The sequence below is a fragment of the Roseibium sp. AWQ4_290 genome (assembly GCF_056160985.1).
In genome coordinates this window covers 74,724-97,163 of the sequence record NZ_JBSWYG010000012.1, presented here as the reverse complement: position 1 = coordinate 97,163, position 22,440 = coordinate 74,724, and the positions used below count along the sequence as shown (strand labels likewise).

Sequence of the window (22,440 nt, the reverse complement as noted above, 5' to 3'; positions counted from 1 at the left end):
TTCGTTAAAGATAGGTATTGCTTTCGCAATGTAAACATGAATACTCGTTCATGTTTCAAAATTCAGGGGCTTAAGGTGACCAAACCGGCCAAAGATGCAGACATGCCGCCCAAGGTAGTTTCCAACCAGCCGAAAACGGCACGAGGTGAAGCGACCAAAAAGGCGATTCTTGGGGCTGCCGAGCGTGTGATCGGGGCCAATGGCTACAATGATGCCTCCATTGGACAGATCACCAGCGAAGCCGGTGTCGCGCAGGGAACGTTCTACATCTATTTCAAAACGAAGGAAGATGTTTTTTCCGAACTGGTTCTGGAAATGGGACGGTTGGTGCGTCATTCCATTGCCGAGGCGACATCCGGCCTCAAGGACAGGCTGGATGCGGAAAAGGCCGGTTTGCGGGCCTTTCTGGAATTCGTTCAGGCGCATCCGGACCTCTACCGGATTGTCCAGGAGGCCCTCTTTGTCGATCCGCACGCTTACCGGGAATATTACACAGCCTTTGCCAAGGGTTACCGCAAAGGCTTGCGGGTGGCTGAGAGCGCCGGCCAGATTTCTGCTGGCGAGGCGGATATCCGGGCCTGGGCGCTGATGGGCATTGCCCGGGCGCTGGGTGAGCAGCTGGTGGTGTTTGAAACCAAAACATCGATCCCCGATCTTTTGGACAGCGCCTATGACCTGATCGAAAACGGGCTCAAACCGTGAAGAGCCTGCGCGGTCTTGTCGAGACGGAGCGCCGCAACGGCGCTTTCTGGATCTGGCTAAACCGTCCGGAACGCCACAATGCGCTTGTGCCAGACCTGTTGTCCGGTTTGACGGCGGCGCTTGACGCGGCTGAAGAGGCGGGACCATCCGTCCTTGTGCTTTCGGGACGCGGCGCAAGCTTTTCAACCGGCGGCGATATTTCCGGGTTTCTGGACAAGTCCGGCTCGCTGGCGGCCCTTCACGCCTATGCGGATCAGCTGGTTGATGCGCTTCACGATGTGATCCTGCGGCTGTTGTCGTTTCCGGTACCAGTGCTGGGGGCGGTCAACGGTCCGGTCACTGGTGGTTCTACCGGGCTTATGCTGGCGGCCGACATGGTGGCCATGAGCGAGACGGCCTTTGTGCAGCCCTATTATGGCACGGTCGGTTTCGGGCCCGACGGCGGATGGACCGCACTGTTGCCTGACCGGGTGGGAACCGCAAAGGCGCTTGAAATCCAGTATCTGAACACGCGGATTTCAGCGCACGAAGCGCTTGATCTGGGACTGGCCAGTGCCATTCGGCCGCGCTCTGAACTGGAGGCGCAGATGGACCGATGGACCGGGCTGATCTCGGCCCAGTCTGCGCTTACGCACCGGGCTACGCGATCTGGGGTTTGGGATGCGCACCGCATCGCCGAGGTCCGCACGCGGCTGGACCAGGAAAAGGCCCGGTTTCTGGAGCTGATCACCCTGCCGCAGACGCTGGCCGGGATGAAGGTTTTCACACAAAAAAGGGCCTGAGGCGTTCGCGGCCAAGGAAGACCAGGTGCTGGGAGGACACATGGAGTTTTTGACGGATATGGCTGCAAAACGGGCGGAGCTGACGCCGGAGGCCATCGCCTTTCTGGATCACGGCAGCGGCCGGTCTTTCACTTTCGCCGAGATCAATGACCGGGCCTCAAGGCTTGGCCGCATTCTCCTGAGCCGGGGCCTTGAACGGGGCTGCCGGGTGGCGGTTCTGTGCCACAATCACCCTGATTTTTTTGTCGCTCTGTTTGCTGCTCAGAAGACCGGCATCCTGCTGGTGCCGCTCAACTGGCGTCAGCCGGTGGCCGAGTTGCAGCCGGTTCTGGAGGCTTCAAAGGCGAGGCTTCTGTTTGCCGATGAGGCTTTTGCCGCACCTGCGCGTGCGCTTGCTTCAAGGGCTGGTTTGGAGGTGTTGCCAATTGGAGCGGGGGACGGTTCCGCCAGCCTTCTGGATCCTCTTCTGGCAGAGGCCGGTTACGGGCCGGTTGGCGGCGGCCGGATCAGGGCGCAGGACCCTTGGTATCTCCTGTTCACCTCCGGCACGACCGGATTGCCCAAGGCGGTGATCCAGACGGGCGCAATGGCCTATGCCAATATGATCAATTATTGTCAGGCGACCGGGCTCAGTATCGGGGAAAAGGGTGTCAATTTTCTGCCGCTCTTTCACACAGCTGGAATCAACCTTCCGACCTTGCCGATTTTTCTCAATGGCGGCCAGTCAGCGGTTTTGCGCAAATTCGATCCGGAAACGGTGCTCTCCCTGATGGATCAGGGCGATGTGACGGCTTTCTTTGGTGTGCCTGCCATCTATCAGGCCCTGGAAACGTCGCCGCGGATCGCCAGCATCGATTTCAGCGCCGTGAAGTCGCTTGGCTGCGGTGGGGCGCCGGTGCCCGAGCATCTTCTGAGGGCCTTTCAAACGCGGGGTGTCACCATCTGCAATGGTATGGGCATGACAGAGACCGGCCCGACGGTGTTCCTGATGGACAAGGCTCATGCGGACGCAAAGATTGGCTCTGTCGGCAAAGCGCAAATCCTGACCGATGTGCGGCTGGTTGATCGTGAGGGCGCTGTTGTTGCTGGGGCGGGGGAAGGCGAGGTTCAGTTCCGCGGCCCCAACATCACGCCCGGCTATATGGACAACCGGGAGGCAACGGACGCCGCGTTCACGACGGATGGCTGGCTGACATCCGGCGATGTCGCGCGGCGCGATGAGGACGGGTATTTTTTCATCATCGACCGGATCAAGGACATGTATATTTCCGGCGGCGAGAACGTCTATCCGGCGGAAGTGGAAAAGGTTCTGGTCAGCCATCCGGCGGTTCAGGAAGCGGCCGTGGTCGGCGTTGCAGATGCCAAATGGGGGGAGTCCGGAGTGGCCTTTGTGATCCTGCGCCGGGGCGAGAACCTGGACACAAGCACACTTGGCGGCTGGTGCCGCAGCCAGCTTGCGCCCTACAAGATCCCGAAAAGGTTCACCATTGTGGAAGACATGCCGCGCACCGCCGCTGGCAAGGTCCGCAAGAACATTCTGAAGGACACGTTTGAGGCTTTGCCTGACACCGCTTTTCAACCGGAGACCGCTTAGACCATGACCGCCGCCGCTGACGCCCCGTGCGGGGCTACTTTCACCTGGACACCTGCCCAGGCGGATTTCGATGCTTTTGCGCGCCTTTCAGGGGATGACAATCCGATCCATGTGGATCCGGAGTTTTCCGCCCGCACCCGGTTCGGGCGCACCGTCTCCCACGGCATGCTGCTTTATACGCGGGTCTTTGGCCATCTCATGGCGCTGTATCCGGGCCGGACACACACGCTGCAAAGCCTGATGTTTCCCAATCCCGCCTATGCGCAAGAGGAACTGACCCTTTCGTTCAAAGAAGCTGCGGACCTGCCGGGCCGGATCATCATCGAGGTGACGCGCACGCAAGACGGCGCGGTGACCCTGTCGGGGGTCTGTGATCTTGGAGAGGCCGCATGACGCTGGAACTAGGGCAAACAGCGGGCCTCACCCGCAGCTATACGGATCAGGATATGTGCGACTTCGCCCGTTTGTCCGGCAATCCTGAGGCCATTCCTGCGACCGTTCCGGGGCCGTTGATAGGCGGCCTGTTCTCCTATCTTCTGGGGGTGGATCTGCCTGGCCGGGGCACGAATTACTTAAAGCAAAGCCTGGAGTTTCTGGCGCCTGCGCCGGTCGGGCAAGAGCTGAGCGCCACGGTGACCATCACCCGGCTGCGGCCGGAAAAACATCTGGCCGATCTGGAAACCCGGTGTGTTGCCGCAGACGGAACGGTGATCTGCCAGGGCCGGGCCCTTGTCTATGTGGAAGATGTGGGCAAGGGCTGAGTCCGGCCCAAACGTCAATCCCCTTCGGTCACGGCGGTCTTTTCGGGCCAGAACGCCACATGATCCCTGAGAAGGCGGCTTGCGGGAACAGGCTCGCGGTAGACCCAGCCGATTTCCCGGCCTTCAAACGCAAGATACCCTGCAGTGCCCTTGATCGGACAAAAGGTGGTTCTGTCGAGAGGGGTCAGACTGCCGAGGCAATCTGCCTCAGGCAGATAGAACACCGGGTCATAGACGGATTTTCCGATTTCCAGGACCCGGAGCGCGGTCCGGCTGTCTGCCAGAAGCGTTCCGCCAGCCCGGACGCGGATGCGGCGCGGAACCGGCTTTATCACCATCAGGTGGCCCGGGTCGTTCGGGTTGCGGATGGCGCCGTCAAAAGCGGGAAGGGCAGCGTTCATCGCCGGTCTCCAATGGGGGTATTCCTTTTGGACAGCAAAAGACATGTGGTGGCGGGCGGCAGACCGCAAGGGCACGGGCTGTTTTTGCAAAGGGATTTTGAGACGCACCGGCCCTGTTTCAGGCACCTCGCGACCGCAAGGTGTTCGATTGAGGCTTGAAAAGTCTGCCGAACCCGGCTCAAACAAATCAAACCTGTCCAAACGGAAGAAGTGAGACCCAGATGACCATGCAGCCGGCCGACCTCCTGTCCCACCTGTTTTCAAAGGCAGTGGAGGTCGCGGACCCGATGCAAAGCCTGTCGGCCTTTCTGCCGGAAAAACCGGCCGGCCGCTGTGTGGTGATCGGGGCAGGCAAGGCCTCGGCCCGCATGGCGGAGGCGGTGGAGGCGGCCTGGGGCCCGTGCGAGGGGCTGGTTATCACCCGCTATGGCTATGGGCGCCCTTGTGAGGGGATTGAGATTGTCGAAGCGGCCCATCCGGTGCCGGATGAGGCAGGATTGCAGGCAACGCGCCGGATGCTGGCCCTGCTGGAGGGACTGGGGGACGGCGACTTTGTGCTGGCGCTGATTTCAGGGGGGGCATCGGCACTGCTGACGGCTCCGGCCGGGGCCATCACCCTGGCGGAAAAACAGGCGGTCAATCAGAGCCTTTTGGCGTCCGGAGCGCCCATTGGACAGATGAATTTGGTCCGCAAACACCTGAGCGCCGTCAAGGGCGGCCAACTGGCTGCGGCCTGCGCCCCGGCTTCCATGCTGGCGCTGCTTCTGTCCGATGTGCCGGGGGACGATCCGGCGGAGATTGGCTCCGGGCCGACGGTGGGCGACCGCAGCACAGCGTCAGAGGCTGCCGCGATCCTGGAGCGCTGGGGTCTCAGCGTGCCGGCCTCCGTTTCGGCGGTTCTGGCGGGACCGACCGCGGTGTTGCCGCCTGATGACGCAAGGTTGTCCCGGGTGACCAATACGATTTTTGCAGCCCCGTCCCAGTCGTTGGAGGCGGCATGGGCGCGGGCCGGGGCGGCGGGCTGTGACGTGGAGATCCTCGGTGATGCGCTGGAAGGCGAGGCGCGGGACGTGGCCCGCGAGCATGCGGCGCTTGCCCTTGCCCGGCAGACCAGCAGGAAGGGCAAGGACCGCCCCCTGGTGTTGCTTTCCGGCGGCGAGTTGACTGTGACCCGCACCGGTTCGGGCGTTGGCGGGCCGAATGCGGAATATGCGCTTGCCCTGGCGCTGGCCCTGAACGGCGCGGCGGGTATTCACGCCATCGCCTGCGATACGGACGGCGTGGATGGGGCCGCTGAAGTGGCCGGTGCCAGGATCGGGCCGGACACCCTTGAAAAGGCGCAGGCGGCAGGCATCCCGGCTGCGGCCGCGCTGGAAAAGAATGACGCCCATACGTTTTTTGAGCGGATCGGGGATCAGGTCGTCACAGGACCGACATTGACAAATGTAAATGATTTCCGTGCCATATGGATTTCATAGAGCACTTCCAGCAAAAGTGGTTGCCGGTTTTGTGTCCGGAAGTGTGACCGACAAAGAGAGAGCACTTCCAGCAAAAGTGGTTGCCGGTTTTGCGTCCGGAAGTGTGACCGGCAAAGAGAGCGCACTTCCAGCAAAAGTGGTTGCCGGTTTTGTGTCCGGAAGTGTGACCGACAAAGAGAGCGCACTTCCAGCAAAAGTGGTTTCCGGTTTTGCGTCCGCATGCGGGAGAGACGATTGTCAGAAGAGTGGTGCTAAAGGAAACGCTCCGGCGGCATCACAGCCAGACCGGGGGACGCCGGTGCAGCTTGAAAAGGTCTAGCGGAAGAGGCAATGTCCGAAGTCACGATCACACGCGCCGTGCGCATGCCCGACCCATTCCGGATCGAGCGGTTTCAATCCAACCCCAAGCTGGGGCCGCGTCTGTTGTTTTTCAGTGGCGGTTCGGCGCTCAACGGGGTGTCGCAATGTCTTAAACGCTACACCCATAATTCCATCCATCTGGTGACACCGTTTGATTCCGGCGGCAGTTCCCAAGGCCTGCGCCTGGCCTTCAACATGCCTGCCATCGGTGATCTGCGTAGCCGTCTGATGGCGCTGGCCGATGAGACGGTGCTGGGCCATCCGGATGTGTTCCGCCTGTTCACGCACCGCTTTGCCAAATCCGCGCGGCCAGAGGATCTGGGCGGAGAACTGGATGCGATGATTGCCGGCACCCATGCGCTGGTGGAGCCTATCGACCAGCCGATGCGCATTCTGATCCAGAACCAGCTCGGCATGTTCCGGGCGGCCTGCCCGAAGGGGTTTGATCTCCGCGGGGCAAGCATCGGCAATCTCATTCTGGCTGGGGGCTATCTCAACCAGAACCAGCAGTTGGAGCCGATCATCTTCCTGGTGTCCAAGCTCGTGGGGGTGCAGGGCACCGTGCGGGCGGTGACCGACGACAATCTCCATCTGGGGGCGGAGCTTGCCAATGGCGAGGTGGTGATCGGCCAGCATCTTCTGACCGGCAAGGAACATCCGGCGCTGCGCTCGCCGATCAAGGATTTCTTTTTGAATCACGGCCTGAAGGTGAAAGACCCGGCGACCTCCCGCTTTCCGGAGCGCAACCGCTCGCTGATCCAGTCTGCCGATCTGGTCTGCTATGCCCCGGGCAGCTTTTACACCAGCCTGATGGCCAATCTTCTCCCCGAGGGCGTGGGACGGTCCGTTGCGGCCCGCACGGTGCCGAAAATCTATGTGCCGAGCCTCGGAGAGGACCCGGAAGCGGGCGGCCTCACGCTGGCCGACAAGGTCCACACGCTGTTGACCTATCTGCACCGGGACGCCGGAGCCGATTGTCCGGTTCACCGGCTGCTCAATTTTGTCATAGTCGATGCAAGTGTGCCGGAAGGCGCGACCGCTGAGATCAGCGCCCGGGGGATCACGGTCTTAAGGCTGGATCTGGTGAGCAAACACTCGGCGCCTTTCTATGATCCCATTCCGCTGTGTGAGGCGCTGGTGTCGCTCGCGTGATGCGGGCAGGGGAGAGTTGGTCTCTTTTGTTTCATGGCTGGCGTTGGAACGCGGCTCTGCGAGCACGTATACCCCCGCGCCGTACCGGCCCTGAGCCGGGACCCCTGCCGCTGCAACAGAGCGCGGGGTCTTGTTCAGATGGGTAGAAGGGTCCCGGCTGAGGGCCGGGACGGTATGGAACTCCTGGCTGAGTTTCAGACACTTTACCAGAGTCGACCGCTTCGTCGTGCAGGATGCGGCGAAACGGAGATCCGGGGGCGGGGTGCTTGAAAAGCGCGCTTACAGCTTGGGGTCCCGAAACGGTTTCCAGATATGTTTTGCCGCGAATTCAGAGGGTTGCCGCACTGCGAAAAAAGTTTTTTCGTTTACAAAACCGATTTTGTTGACTTCCGAAACCGGTTTTGGAACACTTAAAATTAATCAGAGGCCGCCCCGTGTCCCATCGGGAGCAGGCCCGGAACCGGGCTTGAGGCCCATCGGGAGGATGCATGTCGCGCGCAAGAGGGTCCGTGACCATTGACGACGTGGCACGCCATGTGGGCGTGGCCAAGGGAACGGTGTCGCGCGTCCTCAACAACTACACCGACATTTCCGAAGGGACCCGCAAGCGCATTTTGAAGGCGGTGCAGGATCTCGGCTACCAGCCGTCGGCAACTGCGCGCAACTTGAAGCGGGGGCGCCAGGACACACTTGGCATCGTGATCCCGGTGGGTCATGGCAACGGCGCGGATCCGTTTCTGGCCGAGTTCATCGATGGCATTGCCCGGGCGCTGGACGAACTGGGGCTCGATCTTCTGGTGACCACGGCCCATTCGCGTGATCACATGATTGCGACCCTCAAACGGCTGATCGCGCGGCGCAAGGTTGACGGCTTTATCGTCACGCGCACGGAAGTGGATGATCCGCGCATTGCCTATCTGCGCGACCATAATTTCCCCTTTGTCGCCCATGGCCGCACCGGTGAGCCAGCCAGCTACGCCTGGTTCGACATTGACAATGAAACGGCCTTTGCGGACGGGGTCCGGCATCTTTACAGCCTCGGACATGCGCGGATCGGGTTTCTGGGCGGTCCGCTGGAGCTCAATTTTGCCCGCCAGCGCCGGGACGGTTACCGCCAGGGGCTGGCCGCGCTCGGGGTCGCACCGGACCCGGACCTTGAGAGCCTTCAGGTCCTCAGCGAAGCGGGCGGTTTGGCAGGCGCACAGGACCTGCTGTCGCAGCCCGTGCCGCCGACCGCCCTGTTATGCGCCACCGATTCCCTGGCCATCGGGGCTGTTCAATTCTGCCGCAAATTCGGTCTCAGGGCCGGATCGGATGTGACGGTGATCGGCTATGACGGCCTGCCGGTGGGTGAATATCTTGATCCACCGCTAACGACCTTTTCACAAAGCGCGCAGGAAGCGGGCGGGCGGGTTGCCCGCATGCTGGTGGATGTTCTGAACGGCAAACCGCCCCAGAACCTTCAGGCGCTTGCAAAAGCAAAACTGATCCGGCGCGCCTCCGATGGCGCGCCTTCCATGACACCGGATGCACTCGCACAGGTGCTCCGGGACCGGCTGAACCAACAGCCGCTTTCTTAAAAGAAGGAGACTGAGAATGTTTGGGAGGACGAAATTCCTGGCCGCAGGCCTTGCGGGGCTGGTCGCCCTTGGCTTGAGCGCAGCGCAGGCCGAAACCCTTCGGTTCTGGACCACGGAAGAACAGCCCGAGCGGCTGGCCAAGCAGGAAGAGATGGCTGCGGCCTTCAAGGAGAAGACCGGCATTGAGGTTGAGGTCATTCCGGTGTCGGAGTCCGATCTCGGCACGCGGGCAACGGCCGCCTTTGCCGCCGGGGATCTGCCGGATGTCATCTATCACACGCTGCAATATGCGCTGCCCTGGGCCGAGGCCGGTATTCTGGACACAGAAGCAGCGAGCGAAGTGATTGAGACCCTTGGCGTTGAAACCTTCGCGCCCGGTGCCGTCAACATGGCATCCTTTGAGGGCGAATATGCCTCCGTGCCGGTGGATGGCTGGACCCAGATGGTTGTCTACCGCAAGGACCTGTTTGAGGAAAACGGCCTGGCCGCGCCCGACAGCTATGAGAACATTCTGGCCGCGGTCGAAAAGCTGCACAATCCTCCGGAGATGTTCGGGTTTGTGGCCGCGACAAAGATCGACGAGAATTTCATGAGCCAGGTTCTGGAGCATGTGCTGCTGGCCAACGGGGTAACCCCGGTGGATGGCAAGGGCTTCAAGCCGCTGGACGAGAAGAAAACCATCGAGGCGCTCGACTTCTACAAGGCCATCGCCAAGGCATCGCCTCCGGGAGACCTATTCTGGAAACAGTCGCGGGAACTTTATTTTGCTGGCAAAGCGGCCATGATCATCTGGTCACCCTTCATTCTGGATGAGCTGGCCGGACTGCGCGACAGTGCGCCCCCGACCATCAATGACGACCCGGCGTCCAGGGAACTGGCCTCCAAGACCGGCATCGTGACGACCTTGCGCGGCCCCTCCAACCCCGATGGCGCAGCCTGGGGGGATATCCGGTATTTCGGCATCACCAATGACGCCGACACAGAGGCAGCGATGCAGTTTGTCGAGTTCTCCATGGATGAGGGCTATCTGGCGACCCTGTCGATTGCGCCGGAGGGCAAGTTCCCGATCCGCCGGGGCACGGCTGATAACCCGTCTGCGTTTGTGGAAGGCTGGTCGAAACTGCCGGTCGGGGTCGACCGAAAGGCGCCGCTGACCGATCTTTATGATCTTGAAACGATCAAGACCATTGTGGCCGGTCTCGACACGGCCAGCCGCTGGGGGGTGAAGGAAGGCCAGCTTTCGCTTGCGTCCAAGATCATCAACAGCCAGGTCATCAACCGCCTTGTGCGCGAATATATCGATGACGAGCGCGATGCGGCGGCCACCGTTGCCAAGCTCAATGAGGAACTGGCCAAGATCCAGTAAGACTCGGCTGCCGGTACCGCTCTGTCAGAGCGGTGCCGGTTTTATGCCAAAAGGCTGGCTATGACGCCGGAAGATGTGGTGTGCACCGGCTCTTTTCCCTTTCTGCTGGGCCCACGGGGCGCGTGGGCGGGGACTGTTCTCCGGACCGGCTGTGTGCCTGCGCCGGAGCCGGGCAGGTGCCGGCCCCCATCGATCAGACCAATCAACACCCAAAGAACAACCCGGAACGGGATCCAGAGCAAGATTCATGAGTGCACAAACCGATCAGCGCGACAATCAAGGGCCGCCCAAAGGCGTTGGCCCCATGCAGCGCCGGGAGATGTGGCTGGCCTATCTGATGCTGGCGCCGACCTTTGCCATCATCCTGATGATTGTGGCCGGTCCGCTGCTGGCCAATTTCTGGATCAGCGTGAAACCGGTGCAGCTGGCGGATTTGCGTCCGCCGACCGTGCTCGTCAATGAACGCCTGCGCGGCCGTCCGGCTGCGCCTGGGGACAGCGCGGAGCTGGAATACCGGCTGCGCAACTCTTCAAGGGACGCAGAGATCCGCGATGTGGTCCTGCAGGATGAGATCCCGGAAGGCTTTGCGGTCACAGCCCTGCCGGCTCCTTGCGCCCTGGACGGGCGGGCACTGACCTGCCGGATCGGCACCGTCGCGCCGGGATGGCGGGAACGGCTGAAACTGGCCGGCACCGTGGACGCGGCCTTTCTGGCAGCCAGCCGTCCGGAGCGGGCGAGCACGCCGGTGGTGAGCGGGGACGCGGACAACATTCTGACCAGCTTCGACTTCACCCTTGAAAACTTCCAGCGGATCTTCAGCGCAGAGGAATTCTGGTCGGTTCTTCGGGTCACGTTCTATTATACGATCTTCGGCACCGGCGGGGCGCTGGTCCTGGGCCTGTTTGCCGCCCAGTTGCTGCACACCAGTTTTGCCGGGCGCGGTGTTCTGCGTGGTCTGTTTCTGTTTCCCTATGTCTCCCCGGTGATTGCGGTCGCCTTCACCTGGGTGGTGCTGTTCGATCCCTTTTCCGGAACGGTCAATGCGCTCTTGACCAAGATGGGCGTGGTGTCCGATCCGGTGAATTTCTTTGGCCAGCGGTCCATTCCCTTTTCGCTTTTCGGGCTGGAGCTGGAGTTCCCGCTGGCACTGACAACGGTGATCGCCTTTGAAGCGTGGCGGTACTTCCCCCTGTCCTTCCTGTTCATTCTGGCGCGCATGCAGTCGATCAACACGGACATGTACGAGGCGGCGGAAATGGACGGCGCAACGCCGTTGCAGCAATTCTGGTATCTGTCGCTGCCCCAGCTGATGGGCATCCTGTCGGTTCTGTTCCTGCTCCGCTTCATCTGGACCTTCAACAAGTTCGACGACATTTTCCTTCTGACCGGGGGCAATGCGGGCACGCGCACACTCACTGTTGATGTCTATGAGCAGGGGTTTGCCCTGTCGAATCTGGGCGCTGGCGCGGCTGTCGCGGTGGTGGTCTTTGTCGTGCTGGTCACTTTCGCCACCCTCTTCATCCGCTTTTCACCCAAGGAGGAAGGCCTATGAGCCAGGCTGGTCTCAAACCGGGCAGCGTGCTTCTGGCCGCCGTCACCGGTTTTATCTGGGGGGCGACCGGATGCGTGGTGACCGCCGTTACGCTCACCTTGATCACGGGAGAGGTGGCCTTGCCGCAGGCGACCGCTGCCGGTCTTGCCGGTGTCGCCGGTGCCCTTGTGCTGGTCTGGCGCAGCAGTTCGGCGGCCGCAGGCCTATCCGTTTGGGGGACGGCGGCAGCAGTCGTATTTCTGGTCCTCATGGCCGGGTCGTTCGCCGCGCCTTTTTCGCTGTCCCTCAGCGTTGTGCCGGTCTGGCAGGGGCTGGCCCTGATCACCCTTGTTGCCGGGATCACCTATGCCAATCACCAGTGTCTGGCGGGCGCCCGGCTCGGCGCCATGAGCCGGTATGAGCGGGAGGTGGTCTATATCCGCATTGCCAAGGGGATCGGGTTCATCGTCTTTTCCATCATCGTGGCCCTGCCATTCTATGTGATGGTGATGACCTCGCTGAAGAGCCAGCAGGCGCTTCTGGCGAATCCACTGGATCTGTCCATCGACCTGTCTCAAGGGGTGAGCGGCCTGTTCCGCTCCTATGTGGAGCTGTTCACCCAGTTCAATTTCGGCCGCTATCTTCTGGTCTCCGCGTTTGTCTCCGTCGCCACCGTGGTGCTGACCCTGCTTTTCTCCGTGCCCGGTGCCTATGCGGTCTCCAGGCTGCGCTTTCCCGGTCAGGCGCTGCTGGCCCGCTCGGTGCTGCTGATCTACATGGTGCCGGCCATCGTTCTGGTGATCCCGCTTTATGCGGTCTTCTCCCAGCTGGGTCTGCGCAACACCTTGACCGGGCTTCTGATCGTCTATCCGGCCACGACCATTCCGGTCGCGCTCTACATGCTGCAGGGCTATTTCCGGGGGCTGCCGTCAGAGCTGGAAGAAGCCGGTCTGATGGACGGGCTTTCCCGGGTAGGGGTGATCCTGAAAATCACCTTGCCGTTGTCATTGCCCGCGCTTGCCTCCGTTTCTCTCTATGTCTTCATGATCGCCTGGAACGAGTTCCTGTTCGCCTTCATGTTCCTGGACGATCCGGACATTTTCACCCTGTCGCGCGGGGTTGTGTCCCTGAATTCCTCCGAGGTGCCCCGTCAGCATCTCATGGCGGGCGCGGTCATTGCGACCGTGCCCGTTCTTGTCATTTTCCTCTGGTTCGAACGCTTCCTGGTACAGGGGCTGACGGCCGGCAGCGTGAAAGGCTAGCGCGGCATCCGGCACGCGTGCCGGTTTGTGCCGGACGTGCAGCGACACATCCAGTTGGAGCGTTTCCGGCATTTGGTTGCGAAGGCAACGCTTCAGGACCCGATCTTTTTTGGAAGAGGCCGCAAAGGCCCAAGGAGAAATCTGTGAGCTACACAGACCTGGACATGAAAGCAAAATCGATCCTGATCGAAAATGATCAGGGCGGCTACACGGTGCCGACCAAGGGGCTCTATCCCTATCAGTGGAACTGGGATTCGGTCTTTGTTGCGCTCGGATTTGCGACCTTTGATCCAGACCGGGCCTGGCGCGAGATCGAGATGCTGTTCGAGGGCCAGTGGCGCGATGGCATGGTGCCGCATATCCTGTTCCGCAAGGATGATCCAAGCTATTTCCCCGGCCCGTCTGTCTGGGGCACGGATGGCGGGCCGCTGCCCAGCTCCGGTCATTCCCAGCCGCCGGTGGCCGCAACCGTGATCCGCGATCTGGTAGAGCAGGACCCCGCAGGTGCCGCCCTTGGCCGGGCGGAGGCTTTGTTTGAAAAGCTGATGGCCTGGCACCGCTGGTTCCTGGCCTACCGGGACCCTCAAGGGGAGGGCGTTCTGGCAGTCATTCACCCATGGGAATCTGGGCGGGATAACCTGCCTGATTGGGACGAAGCCCTGCGGGCCGTCGAGATACGCGATATCGCGCCTTATGAACGCAAGGACACTTCCCATGTGGACCCGGCCATGCGGCCCCACAAGGAAGATTACGACCGGTATTTGAGCATCATGGCCGCCTGCCGGAAGGTGGGCTGGGACCCGGCTCAAGTGGCCAGTACTTGCCCCTTCTTTGTGGCGGATCCGGGGGTGACCTTCATTTTCCTGCGGGCTTGCCGGGACCTGAAAGCGCTGGCGGACAGGCTTGGCAAGGACGTGGAAAGCGCGGAGATCTCAGACTGGGTGGCCCGTCTGGAAACCGGATCAAAGCGCCTGTGGCATGAGGATCTGAAAGCCCATGTTGCCTTTGATCGCAGAACCGGCAAACGCACGGACGGCCTGTCCAGCGCCTCTTTCCTGGCGCTTTATGCGGGCCTTGCCGACGAGACGGTCCTGAGCGCGCTTCAGGCGCATTTCGACCGGATCTCGGCAAGGGTCCGCTATCTGATGCCGTCCTATGATCCGGACCATCGCAGCTACGAGCCGCTCAGATACTGGCGCGGGCCGGTCTGGGCGATGATCAATTATATGATCGCCCGGGGCTTTGCGGAGGCGGGCGACGGGACGCGCGCGGAAAAGCTGCGCGCCGATACGGCTGCTCTGATCAGCGCGAGCGGATTTGCGGAATATTTCAGCCCGGAAACGGGCATGGGCGCGGGCGGGGGCACCTTCTCCTGGACCGCTGCAATCTGGCTGACCTGGGCGTCGCCAACGCGTATCGAACAAGCTGCTTAACGACCGGAGAGAAAAGAACATGGGCGCTATTCAGCTCAACTGTGTCGAGAAATGGTTCGGCGATCTGCAGGTGATCAAGGGCATTGATCTGGAGATCGCGGACGGGGAATTCGTCATCTTTGTCGGTCCCTCCGGCTGTGGAAAGTCGACCTTGCTGAGGCTTATTTCCGGATTGGAGGAAACCAACCGGGGCACGATCGACATAGATGGCAAGGATGTGACGGCGCTGCCGCCGTCGGGCCGGGGCCTGTCCATGGTGTTTCAGTCCTATGCGCTTTATCCGCATATGTCCGTGCGCGAGAATGTGGGCTTCGGCCTGAAAACTGCCGGGATGCCCAAGGCGGAGATCGACCGCAAGGTGACGGCGGCGGCCGATGTGCTCAAGCTGGATGCCTATCTGGACCGGCGGCCAAAGGCCTTGTCGGGCGGTCAGCGCCAGCGGGTGGCCATTGGCCGGGCCATTGTGCGCGAACCCAGCGCGTTCCTGTTTGACGAGCCCTTGTCGAACCTTGATGCGGCGCTGCGGGTGGAAATGCGCTTTGAGGTGGCCCGGTTGCACAAGAGCCTGGGCACCACCATGATCTATGTGACCCATGATCAGGTCGAAGCCATGACCCTGGCCGACAAGATCGTGGTTTTGCAGGCCGGGAGGATCGAGCAGGTTGGCTCGCCGCGGGATCTTTACGAGCGGCCGGACAATCTGTTCGTGGCGCAATTCATCGGGTCGCCGAAAATGAACGTGCTGCCCTGTTCCATCGAGGGGGAGCGGTTTTCGCTGCAGGGCCATGGCGGCGGCCCCTATCTGCACGCAGGTCAGCCGCAGCAGCCGGTCAAGATTGGCATCCGGCCCGAGCATATGAGCCTGGTTGCTGACGGTGCGGGCCATTGCAGCGGGACGGTGGAGGTTGCCGAATATCTGGGGGCTGACACGTTCCTTTACGTGGCGCTGGATGGTCTGGAAACGATCCTGGTGCGCATTAGCGGCAGCGAGACTGTCGAGGAAGGCGCCCGGATCGGCCTGCAATTTGACGAAAGCCGTCTGCATTTCTTTGATGCGCAGGATCAGGCGGTCCGGTCCTGAACAATACGCAAAGCGGTCCTAAAGCGGAATGACATCGACCTTGTGGCCGGTGGTCTGTTCCCCGGCGGTGCGCAGGACGCCCTTGACCGGGGCCGCGTCGCCATAATCCCGGCCACGGGCCACGACGATGTGATCCTGGCCGACCCGCAGCGCATTGGTCGGGTCATATTCAATCCAGCCCACTTCCACACCGCACCAGGCGCGGATCCAGGCATGCATGGCATCAGCTCCTTCCAGACGAGGCTGGCCGTCCGGCGGCAGCGTTCTTAAAAAGCCGCTGACATAGCCCGCCGGAATGCCGATGCTCCTCAGGCAGGCAATCATGATGTGGGAAAAATCCTGGCAGACCCCGTGCCGGCGCTCGAAGGCCTCCAGGGCGGGGGTGTCCACGGTGGTGGCCTCCGCATCGAATTCCAGATCCGCATGCAGCGCCTTGCCGATGGCTTCAACGGCCGCAACCGCGCTCATCTCCGGGGCCAGATGCTCCTGGGCATAGACCGCAAAGGCAGGGGACAGCGGCAGGCGCGGAGAGGCGGCCAGAAAATGCACCGGCTCGTCTGCGGCCAATGTTTGCAGGGCGGCCAGTTCCCGGGGCAGGGCTCTCAACGGCGGTGAGATATCTAGTTCTTCCGATGTAGCAGTCCGCTCCACCCGGGCAGAGAGTTCAAACACAAGGTCGCTGTGGGAGGTGCGGTAGACCACATCTGTCACAGCGTTGCCGAAAAAATCGGTCCGGTCCCGTCGCTCAGAAGGCCGCGGCGACAGTTTGATGCTGGAGGAAATCAGACGCTGGGCCCCGGGAAGGGAGGCGGGCATCAGCCGCAGCGCATGGCGGCCCGAATTGGCCGGGCTGGCATAGTCGTAGCTGATCTCAAGACTCAGATCATAGAGCACGGCATCCTCACAACGGCTGGTCCGGTCCCCAAAAGACCTGTCCCGGCGCTTGTCCGGGAGATGACGTTCCCAAGTATGTGTCCGCAGCTGAGTGAAGACACCAGGTCAGAGCGTTTTCCCGTCTCTGCTTTTAAACGAACGGTGCTAGCGGATATAGGCATCTGACAGCTCCACCGACAAAAAGCCAATCTGGTCCCGCAGCTCTTCCAATACCTCCGGGGTCAGGGTTTCAGGGGTGGCAACCGCCAGCCGCGTATGGATCTGCAGCACCGAGCGGGCCAGATCCGACAGATAACCCTGGTCGGCGGTTTTGGGCAACTCGTCGATATGCTCCTTCATCTCCGTCAGCTGATACATGACGGAGCGCGGGTTCTTCGGGTCCATCGCCAGAAGATCGAGCACCGTTGCATGGCTGAGGGACACCGCATAGCGCCGGCTCATGGACATGGCGCTGTCACCCACTTCCAAAAGCAGTTCCAGCGCCCCGTCCGGTGCATCTGGACCGGTGAAGACGGCCAGAAGATCTGCCATGCGATGGGCCCGTTCCAGAGCCCGGCCGATGCTGAGGAACCGCCAGCCCGTGAACCGGTACATGTTTTCATGCACAAGGCCTGAGAAGCCGGTGATCTTGCGCAGAAGAAGGCCCATGGCGGCAGGAACATCCACACTTGTCAACTTGTCCCGTTTGGCGTTGACCGCACTCTGGTTCAGGTCGTTCAGCGCCAGCCATCCATCGACCGAAAACCGGTCCCGCACCTTGCTGGCGCTGTAGACGGCCGATTGCAAAATGGCAAGAAGCCCCTCGGGCACCGGTGCGTCCGGGGCGACGCCGATCGCCTCCAGATGCTCCGCCGTTACTGTCACCAGCGGGGCGTCGGGATCAACGGTTTCCATCAGCCGGGCGTGATAGGCCCGCAGCAGCCGGACCGCCCCTTCAGCCCGTTCCACATAGCGGCCAAGCCAGAAGAGATTGTCGGCGGCCCGTGATGGCAGGGCACCGGACTGGGATTTGAAAAACGGGGATTCAATCTGGTGCAGCAGCGTGTCGCGGGCAGGCTGGTGGCCGCCAACGATCCAGACATCGGCCGCTGAGCCGCCAGACTGCATGGCGATGGCGCTGGCACTATCCGCCTCGCCGATCCGGGCGAAGCCGCCGGACATGACTTCCCAGCCTTTCTGGGTACGGGCCAGAAAGACGCGCAGGCTCATGGGACGGGGCACCAGCTGCCCGCCGCTATAGGCCGGGGTAGTGGACAGGGTAACGGCTTCCTGTGCGACAAGCTGGCCCTGTTCCGTTTCGATCCAGCTTTCCAGAACCCCTTTGCGGAACTTGTCCGATTCCCGGCCGAGAAAATCGGTTTTCGAGGAGGTGAAAGGCAGCGCCGTGGACAGGGCCGGGCTGAACATCATGGACTCAGCATGGTCTTTCACATAGGCCCGGTTCGCGGCGTCGCCGCACCACCAGGTGGCCACATTGGGCAGTTTCAGGCTTTCGCCCAAAAGGTGCTCGCACATTTTGGGCAGAAAGGCGAGCAAAGCCCTGGTTTCCAGAATGCCGGAGCCAAGGGCATTGATCATGGTGACGGAGCTCTGGCGCACCGCCTCGACCATGCCGGGCGTGCCGATCTGGGAGATTTCGTTGAGTTCCACCGGATCTGTCCAGGCGGAATCCAGACGGCGCCACAGCACGCTGACCGGTTTGAGCCCTGCAACCGTGCGCACCATCAACCGGCCGTTTTCAACGGTCAGGTCCTCTCCTTCCAGCAGCATGAAACCGAGATAGCGGGCGATATAGGCATGTTCGAAATAGGTGTCGTTCAAGGGGCCCGGGGTCAGGATCGACACCCGGCTGTCCGGCTCGCCGCGCAGGTCCAGGAGATGGTCGCGGAAGCGGCGGAAGAATCCGGCCAGCCGGTGCACATTGGCCTTGGCAAAAAACTCGTTGAACACCCGGCCCGTGGCGACACGGTTTTCCAGGGCAAAGCCCGCGCCGGAGGGCGCCTGGCTGCGGTCGGACAGAACCCACCAGGTGCCGTCCGGCCCCCGGCCGATTTCAAAGGCGAGGAAATGCAGGAAATGGCCGGAAGCCGGAGAGATGCCGACCAGCGGGCGCTGCCATTCCGGGCTCTGGGCAATCAGGCTGGCGGGCAGATGACCGCCGGCCACCAGCGTGTTGGCGCCGTAAAGATCGCGGGTCACCTGTTCCAGAAGCTCGGCACGCTGGATGAGGCCGTCGGCGATGACCTGCCAGTCCTGTTCGCTGATAATGACCGGGATATGACTTAGCGGCCATTCCCGTTCGGGGGTGTCATCCTGGCCATATTGGCGGAAATAGACCCCGGCATCATTGAGATACTGGTTACCCCGGGCAAAGCGGCTGTTGATATCCTCTTCGCTCAGGGCGGACAGGTGGTCGAGAAAAGGTTTCCAGACGGGCCGGACGGTCCCGTCCGGGGCCAGCAGCTCATCGGAGACGCCCGGAAAGGGCCGGTAGGCCTTCAGTAGCTCATAGCCTGTGTCACCGGTTTCCGACGTTTCATTCAAACGCATTCACATACATCCCAACCCGGCCTGCCTCTCCGCCGGTTCCTCTATATATTGTGGGGCCGTCTGAGGTCCAAGGTCAACGGAAACTCCGGATGAGGATGTTCAGGCGGCGGGGCGTAGAGACCGGGCGTGTGCCCGTGGGGCTCAAACCGGGCCAGGCGCCTGGCCTCTGCCTCGTTGCCATTGACCGGGAAGGTGTCGTAACTGCGCCCGCCCGGATGGGCGACGTGATAGACGCAGCCGCCCAGGGCATGTCCGCTCCACCGGTCGAAAATATCGAAGGTGAGAGGCGCGTCAATGGGATGCACCGGATGCAGGGCCATGGCCGGTTGCCAGGCCTTGTAGCGCACACCGGCCACCGAAGTGCCGTTTGTCTCCGTCGGCTTGAGCGGCAGCGGACGGCGGTTGCAGGTGACGGTGTAGCGGTCCGGATCGGCCGTGGTGAGTTTGACCTGAAGGCGTTCGGTGGAACTGTCCGTATAGCGCACCGTGCCGCCAATGGCGCCGGTCTCGCCCAGAACATGCCAGGGCTCCAGGGCCTGCCTCAGTTCCAGATGCACGCCCTCCACCTCGATCTCGCCGCAAAAGGGAAAGCGGAACTCGGCCTGGGCCTCGAACCAGTCCCGGCGCATGGGAAACCCATGCTGATTAAGGTCTTGAAGAACGTCCAGGAAATCGGTCCAGACAAAATGGGGCAGCATGAACCGGTCATGGAGCGCGGTGCCCCAGCGGGTCAGGTTGCCGGAGAGTGGATGCTGCCATAACCGGGCGATCAGGGCGCGCAGGAGCAGCTGCTGGGCAAGGCTCATGCGCGGGTCCGGCGGCATTTCAAAGCCCCTGAATTCAACCAGTCCCAGGCGTCCGGTCGGGCCGTCCGGAGAATAGAGCTTGTCGATGCAGATCTCCGCCCGGTGGGTGTTGCCGGTCACGTCCACCAGAAGATTGCGCAGCAACCGGTCTACCAGCCAGGGGAACGGCGCGGGCGCTTCCCCGGGCCGGTGGATCTGGGAGAGCGCGACTTCCAGTTCATAAAGCCCGTCGTGGCGGGCCTCATCGACGCGGGGAGCCTGGGAGGTCGGGCCGATGAAGAGTCCGGAAAACAGGTAGGAGAGGCTCGGGTGCCGCTGCCAGTGCAGGATCAGGCTGCGCAGGAGATCCGGCCGCCGCAGGAAGGGGCTGTCGAGCGGTGTGGCACCGCCCACCACAACATGGTTGCCGCCGCCGGTGCCCGTGTGTTTGCCATCAATCATGAACTTGTCCGCCCCGAGCCGGGACTGGCGCGCGTCTTCATAAACGCCTTCGGTAATCGCTGTGCAGTCCTTCCAGCTCGCGGCCGGGTGAATATTCACTTCGATCACGCCAGGGTCTGGCGCGACCCGGATGACATTCATGCGCGGGTCGGGCGGCGGCGGATAGCCTTCAATGTGAACGGGCAGTTCCAGATCTTCGGCCGCAGCTTCGGCAACGGCGATCAATTCCAGATAATCTTCCAGACGCTCCACCGGGGGCATGAACACGCACAAACGCCCGTCTCGGGGCTCCACGGAGAGCGCGGTGCGCACGGAGGCGCCGTCCAATTCGGCATTGGACGTTGACTGTTCCTGCCGGTCCTGTTGCGGGGTGCCCGCCGTGAACCGGGCAATGTCCTGCCTGCGGCTCGCGTTTGGCTCCAGAGGAAACTCGGGCAGCGGATCGCGCGGTACCGTCGGGTCGGCCACATTGGTGTAGGGATACTGGGCCGGGGGCACATGGGGCAGGGACTCCAGCGGCAGCCGGTAGCCGGCCGGGCTGTCGCCGGGAACAAGAAAGAGGGCATCGCGGCGCAGCTTCCAGCGTTCCGAGCGCCAGCGGTGCCCGGATGATTTCGACTGCCAGCGCTGCACGGGCAGCACGTAACCCGCCGGGGTGCTGAGGCCCCGGTCGAAGACACGGGCAATCCGATGCCGCGCTTCGGCATCTTCCAGTTCGGAATTTTGCGGGGTGACGTTGTCCGGGAGGTTCGCCTCGCGCACCAGCCACACCGCCGGGTCCTCATAGGCTGGAACCACATAGTCTGGATCAAGATCGAGCCGGTCGGCAATCTGGTGCAGCAGGGCCTCGGCGCTGGCCGGATCTGCCTGTGTTTTGGAGCCCTCTTGGGCAATCAGCGATGGGTTGCGCCAGATCGGCTTCTCATCGCGGCGCCAAAAGAGCGAGAAAGTCCAGCGGGGCAGGGTTTCTCCCGGATACCATTTACCCTGCCCATAGTGCAGGAAACCACCGGGGGCGAACCGGTCGCGCAAGCGGCGGATGAGCGTGTCGGCCCGTTCGCGCTTGACCGGTCCGACCGCATCCGTGTTCCATTCGGCCGATTCAAAATCGTCAATCGACACAAATGTGGGTTCGCCGCCCATGGTCAGGCGGACATCTTCCTGGGCTAGAATCCGGTCAACCTCTTCCCCCAGATCGTTCAGCGCCGTCCAGGCCTCGTCGGAAAACGGCTTGGTGATGCGCGGATGCTCGGCGATTCGGGCCACTTTCATGTCGAAGGAGAAATCAACCTTGGCATCGCTGGCCAGCCCGGCAATCGGAGCCGCATTTGTATAGTGGGGGGTGGCGGCCAGCGGGATATGGCTTTCGCCGGTCAGCAGGCCTGATGTTGGATCAAGGCCGATCCATCCGGCGCCGGGCAGATAGACTTCCGCCCAGGCATGCAGATCGGTGAAATCATGGTCGGTGCCGGAGGGGCCGTCCAGCGCCTCCAGATCCGGTTTCAACTGGATCAGGTAGCCGGAAACGAACCGGGAGGCAAAGCCGAGATGACGGAGGGTTTGCACCAGGAGCCAGCTGGAATCCCGGCACGAGCCGGTGCCCCGGTCAAAGGTTTCTTCCGGGGTCTGGACCCCGGGTTCCATGCGGATGACATAGCCGACTTCCTTGGACACGAGCGCATTCAGCGCAACGATGAAGTCGACCGTGCGCTGCGGCTCTTTCGGAATGGAGGCCAGAAACGCCTTCAGCCGGGGCCCCAGGGGCTCGGTGCGTTTGTAGATCTTCAGATCCTCGCGCAGCTCTTGCGGATAGTCGAACGGCCATTCCTCGGCGCTTTCCTCAACGAAGAAGTCAAACGGATTGTAGACCGTCATGTCCGCAGCCAGGTCGACCTCGATCTTGAACTCGCGCACGGGCTCGGGAAAAACGAACCGGGCCAGCCAGTTGCCGTAAGGGTCCTGCTGGTGATTGACGAAGTGGTTGCCCGGGGACACTTTGAGCGAGTGGGACAGCACCCGTGTGCGGCTATGGGGGGCGGGGCGCAGCCGGATGATCTGCGGGCTCAAGGTCACCGGCCGGTCATAGCGGTAGTGGGTCAGGTGGTAAATGCTTGCTCTGATGGACATTCCGGGCCCCTGAATGCGGATAACGGTTCGCTCAAGGTTCCACAAATAGGGCGTGCGCACCACGTCATTCTCTAGGCAATGGGCATTTTTGCAGGGCAGTCAGGCCAGGCAAGGGGGCCGTCAGTCCCTGTCTTTAACT

The 22,440-nt window shown here is 62.0% G+C and carries 18 protein-coding genes; 14 read left to right on the top strand and 4 right to left on the bottom strand.

Annotated elements, in window-relative coordinates; all coding sequences use genetic code 11:
* Positions 1-75 precede the first annotated feature (75 nt).
* The 5 genes from ACXAH0_RS13710 to ACXAH0_RS13690 are packed head-to-tail and all read left to right on the top strand — an operon-like array spanning position 76 to position 3,839.
* Complete coding sequence (locus tag ACXAH0_RS13710) at positions 76-702, top strand: TetR/AcrR family transcriptional regulator (RefSeq protein ID WP_475179599.1); 627 nt, start codon at positions 76-78, stop codon at positions 700-702.
* Complete coding sequence (locus ACXAH0_RS13705; RefSeq protein ID WP_475192122.1) at positions 699-1,484, top strand: enoyl-CoA hydratase/isomerase family protein; 786 nt, start codon at positions 699-701, stop codon at positions 1,482-1,484. The genes ACXAH0_RS13710 and ACXAH0_RS13705 overlap by 4 nt, the downstream gene beginning before the upstream one ends.
* 40 nt (positions 1,485-1,524) lie before the next feature.
* Positions 1,525-3,078 (top strand): AMP-binding protein, encoded by a 1,554-nt coding sequence (locus ACXAH0_RS13700; protein WP_475179592.1) that lies wholly within the window; start codon positions 1,525-1,527, stop codon positions 3,076-3,078.
* Positions 3,079-3,081: 3 nt separating this feature from the next.
* Positions 3,082-3,471 carry a MaoC/PaaZ C-terminal domain-containing protein gene (locus ACXAH0_RS13695; protein ID WP_475179588.1) on the top strand — a complete coding sequence of 130 codons (390 nt, stop codon included), beginning with the start codon at positions 3,082-3,084 and terminating at the stop codon, positions 3,469-3,471.
* Positions 3,468-3,839, top strand: coding sequence for a hotdog family protein (locus tag ACXAH0_RS13690; protein WP_475192118.1), 372 nt, complete (start codon positions 3,468-3,470; stop codon positions 3,837-3,839). Before ACXAH0_RS13695 ends, ACXAH0_RS13690 begins: the two co-directional genes overlap by 4 nt.
* A 14-nt stretch (positions 3,840-3,853) precedes the next feature.
* On the opposite strand, the gene ACXAH0_RS13685 is transcribed toward ACXAH0_RS13690, so the two are convergent.
* Positions 3,854-4,240, bottom strand: a complete 387-nt coding sequence (locus ACXAH0_RS13685) for a DUF427 domain-containing protein (RefSeq protein WP_475192113.1) — start codon at positions 4,238-4,240, stop codon at positions 3,854-3,856.
* Between the two features lie 221 nt (positions 4,241-4,461).
* Here ACXAH0_RS13685 and ACXAH0_RS13680 point away from each other — a divergent pair, with 221 nt between their 5' ends.
* The 9 genes from ACXAH0_RS13680 (at position 4,462) to ACXAH0_RS13640 (ending at position 15,483) form a co-directional block, all read left to right on the top strand.
* Positions 4,462-5,718 carry a glycerate kinase type-2 family protein gene (locus ACXAH0_RS13680; RefSeq protein WP_475192108.1) on the top strand — a complete coding sequence of 419 codons (1,257 nt, stop codon included), beginning with the start codon at positions 4,462-4,464 and terminating at the stop codon, positions 5,716-5,718.
* Positions 5,690-6,037 carry a hypothetical protein gene (locus ACXAH0_RS13675; RefSeq protein WP_475192104.1) on the top strand — a complete coding sequence of 116 codons (348 nt, stop codon included), beginning with the start codon at positions 5,690-5,692 and terminating at the stop codon, positions 6,035-6,037. Before ACXAH0_RS13680 ends, ACXAH0_RS13675 begins: the two co-directional genes overlap by 29 nt.
* A gap of 11 nt (positions 6,038-6,048) precedes the next feature.
* Complete coding sequence (locus tag ACXAH0_RS13670) at positions 6,049-7,230, top strand: GAK system CofD-like protein (protein ID WP_475192101.1); 1,182 nt, start codon at positions 6,049-6,051, stop codon at positions 7,228-7,230.
* Between the two features lie 488 nt (positions 7,231-7,718).
* Positions 7,719-8,810 (top strand): LacI family DNA-binding transcriptional regulator, encoded by a 1,092-nt coding sequence (locus ACXAH0_RS13665; protein ID WP_475179570.1) that lies wholly within the window; start codon positions 7,719-7,721, stop codon positions 8,808-8,810.
* A 16-nt stretch (positions 8,811-8,826) separates the two neighbouring features.
* Positions 8,827-10,176, top strand: coding sequence for an ABC transporter substrate-binding protein (locus ACXAH0_RS13660; protein ID WP_475192098.1), 1,350 nt, complete (start codon positions 8,827-8,829; stop codon positions 10,174-10,176).
* Positions 10,177-10,423: 247 nt separating this feature from the next.
* The gene (locus ACXAH0_RS13655; protein ID WP_475179564.1) at positions 10,424-11,728 is read left to right on the top strand and encodes an ABC transporter permease subunit; all 1,305 of its coding nucleotides are present in this window, start codon (positions 10,424-10,426) and stop codon (positions 11,726-11,728) included.
* Entirely contained in the window at positions 11,725-12,969 is a 1,245-nt protein-coding gene (locus tag ACXAH0_RS13650) for a carbohydrate ABC transporter permease (RefSeq protein WP_475192095.1), read from the top strand. Before ACXAH0_RS13655 ends, ACXAH0_RS13650 begins: the two co-directional genes overlap by 4 nt.
* A gap of 143 nt (positions 12,970-13,112) precedes the next feature.
* Entirely contained in the window at positions 13,113-14,402 is a 1,290-nt protein-coding gene (locus ACXAH0_RS13645) for an MGH1-like glycoside hydrolase domain-containing protein (protein WP_475192090.1), read from the top strand.
* 19 nt (positions 14,403-14,421) lie between these two features.
* On the top strand, positions 14,422-15,483 hold the full coding sequence (locus ACXAH0_RS13640; protein ID WP_475192085.1) for an ABC transporter ATP-binding protein: 1,062 nt from the start codon (positions 14,422-14,424) through the stop codon (positions 15,481-15,483).
* 18 nt (positions 15,484-15,501) lie between these two features.
* On the opposite strand, the gene ACXAH0_RS13635 is transcribed toward ACXAH0_RS13640, so the two are convergent.
* The 3 genes from ACXAH0_RS13635 to ACXAH0_RS13625 all read right to left on the bottom strand — a co-directional run bounded on the left by ACXAH0_RS13635 (position 15,502) and on the right by ACXAH0_RS13625 (position 22,301).
* Positions 15,502-16,377, bottom strand: coding sequence for a transglutaminase family protein (locus ACXAH0_RS13635; protein ID WP_475192080.1), 876 nt, complete (start codon positions 16,375-16,377; stop codon positions 15,502-15,504).
* Positions 16,378-16,521: 144 nt separating this feature from the next.
* Positions 16,522-18,927, bottom strand: a complete 2,406-nt coding sequence (locus ACXAH0_RS13630; RefSeq protein ID WP_475192073.1) for a circularly permuted type 2 ATP-grasp protein — start codon at positions 18,925-18,927, stop codon at positions 16,522-16,524.
* A 41-nt stretch (positions 18,928-18,968) separates the two neighbouring features.
* The gene (locus tag ACXAH0_RS13625; RefSeq protein WP_475192070.1) at positions 18,969-22,301 is read right to left on the bottom strand and encodes a transglutaminase family protein; all 3,333 of its coding nucleotides are present in this window, start codon (positions 22,299-22,301) and stop codon (positions 18,969-18,971) included.
* Positions 22,302-22,440: the final 139 nt, after the last annotated feature.

Coding starts and splice junctions, on each gene's coding strand:
- ACXAH0_RS13695 (WP_475179588.1), top strand. CDS start 3,082: ATGACCGCCGCCGCTGACGCCCCGTGCGGGGCTACTTTCACCTGGACA.
- ACXAH0_RS13665 (WP_475179570.1), top strand. CDS start 7,719: ATGTCGCGCGCAAGAGGGTCCGTGACCATTGACGACGTGGCACGCCAT.
- ACXAH0_RS13655 (WP_475179564.1), top strand. CDS start 10,424: ATGAGTGCACAAACCGATCAGCGCGACAATCAAGGGCCGCCCAAAGGC.
- ACXAH0_RS13690 (WP_475192118.1), top strand. CDS start 3,468: ATGACGCTGGAACTAGGGCAAACAGCGGGCCTCACCCGCAGCTATACG.
- ACXAH0_RS13625 (WP_475192070.1), bottom strand. CDS start 22,301: ATGTCCATCAGAGCAAGCATTTACCACCTGACCCACTACCGCTATGAC.
- ACXAH0_RS13675 (WP_475192104.1), top strand. CDS start 5,690: ATGATTTCCGTGCCATATGGATTTCATAGAGCACTTCCAGCAAAAGTG.
- ACXAH0_RS13650 (WP_475192095.1), top strand. CDS start 11,725: ATGAGCCAGGCTGGTCTCAAACCGGGCAGCGTGCTTCTGGCCGCCGTC.
- ACXAH0_RS13700 (WP_475179592.1), top strand. CDS start 1,525: ATGGAGTTTTTGACGGATATGGCTGCAAAACGGGCGGAGCTGACGCCG.
- ACXAH0_RS13630 (WP_475192073.1), bottom strand. CDS start 18,927: ATGCGTTTGAATGAAACGTCGGAAACCGGTGACACAGGCTATGAGCTA.
- ACXAH0_RS13670 (WP_475192101.1), top strand. CDS start 6,049: ATGTCCGAAGTCACGATCACACGCGCCGTGCGCATGCCCGACCCATTC.
- ACXAH0_RS13680 (WP_475192108.1), top strand. CDS start 4,462: ATGACCATGCAGCCGGCCGACCTCCTGTCCCACCTGTTTTCAAAGGCA.
- ACXAH0_RS13685 (WP_475192113.1), bottom strand. CDS start 4,240: ATGAACGCTGCCCTTCCCGCTTTTGACGGCGCCATCCGCAACCCGAAC.
- ACXAH0_RS13640 (WP_475192085.1), top strand. CDS start 14,422: ATGGGCGCTATTCAGCTCAACTGTGTCGAGAAATGGTTCGGCGATCTG.
- ACXAH0_RS13660 (WP_475192098.1), top strand. CDS start 8,827: ATGTTTGGGAGGACGAAATTCCTGGCCGCAGGCCTTGCGGGGCTGGTC.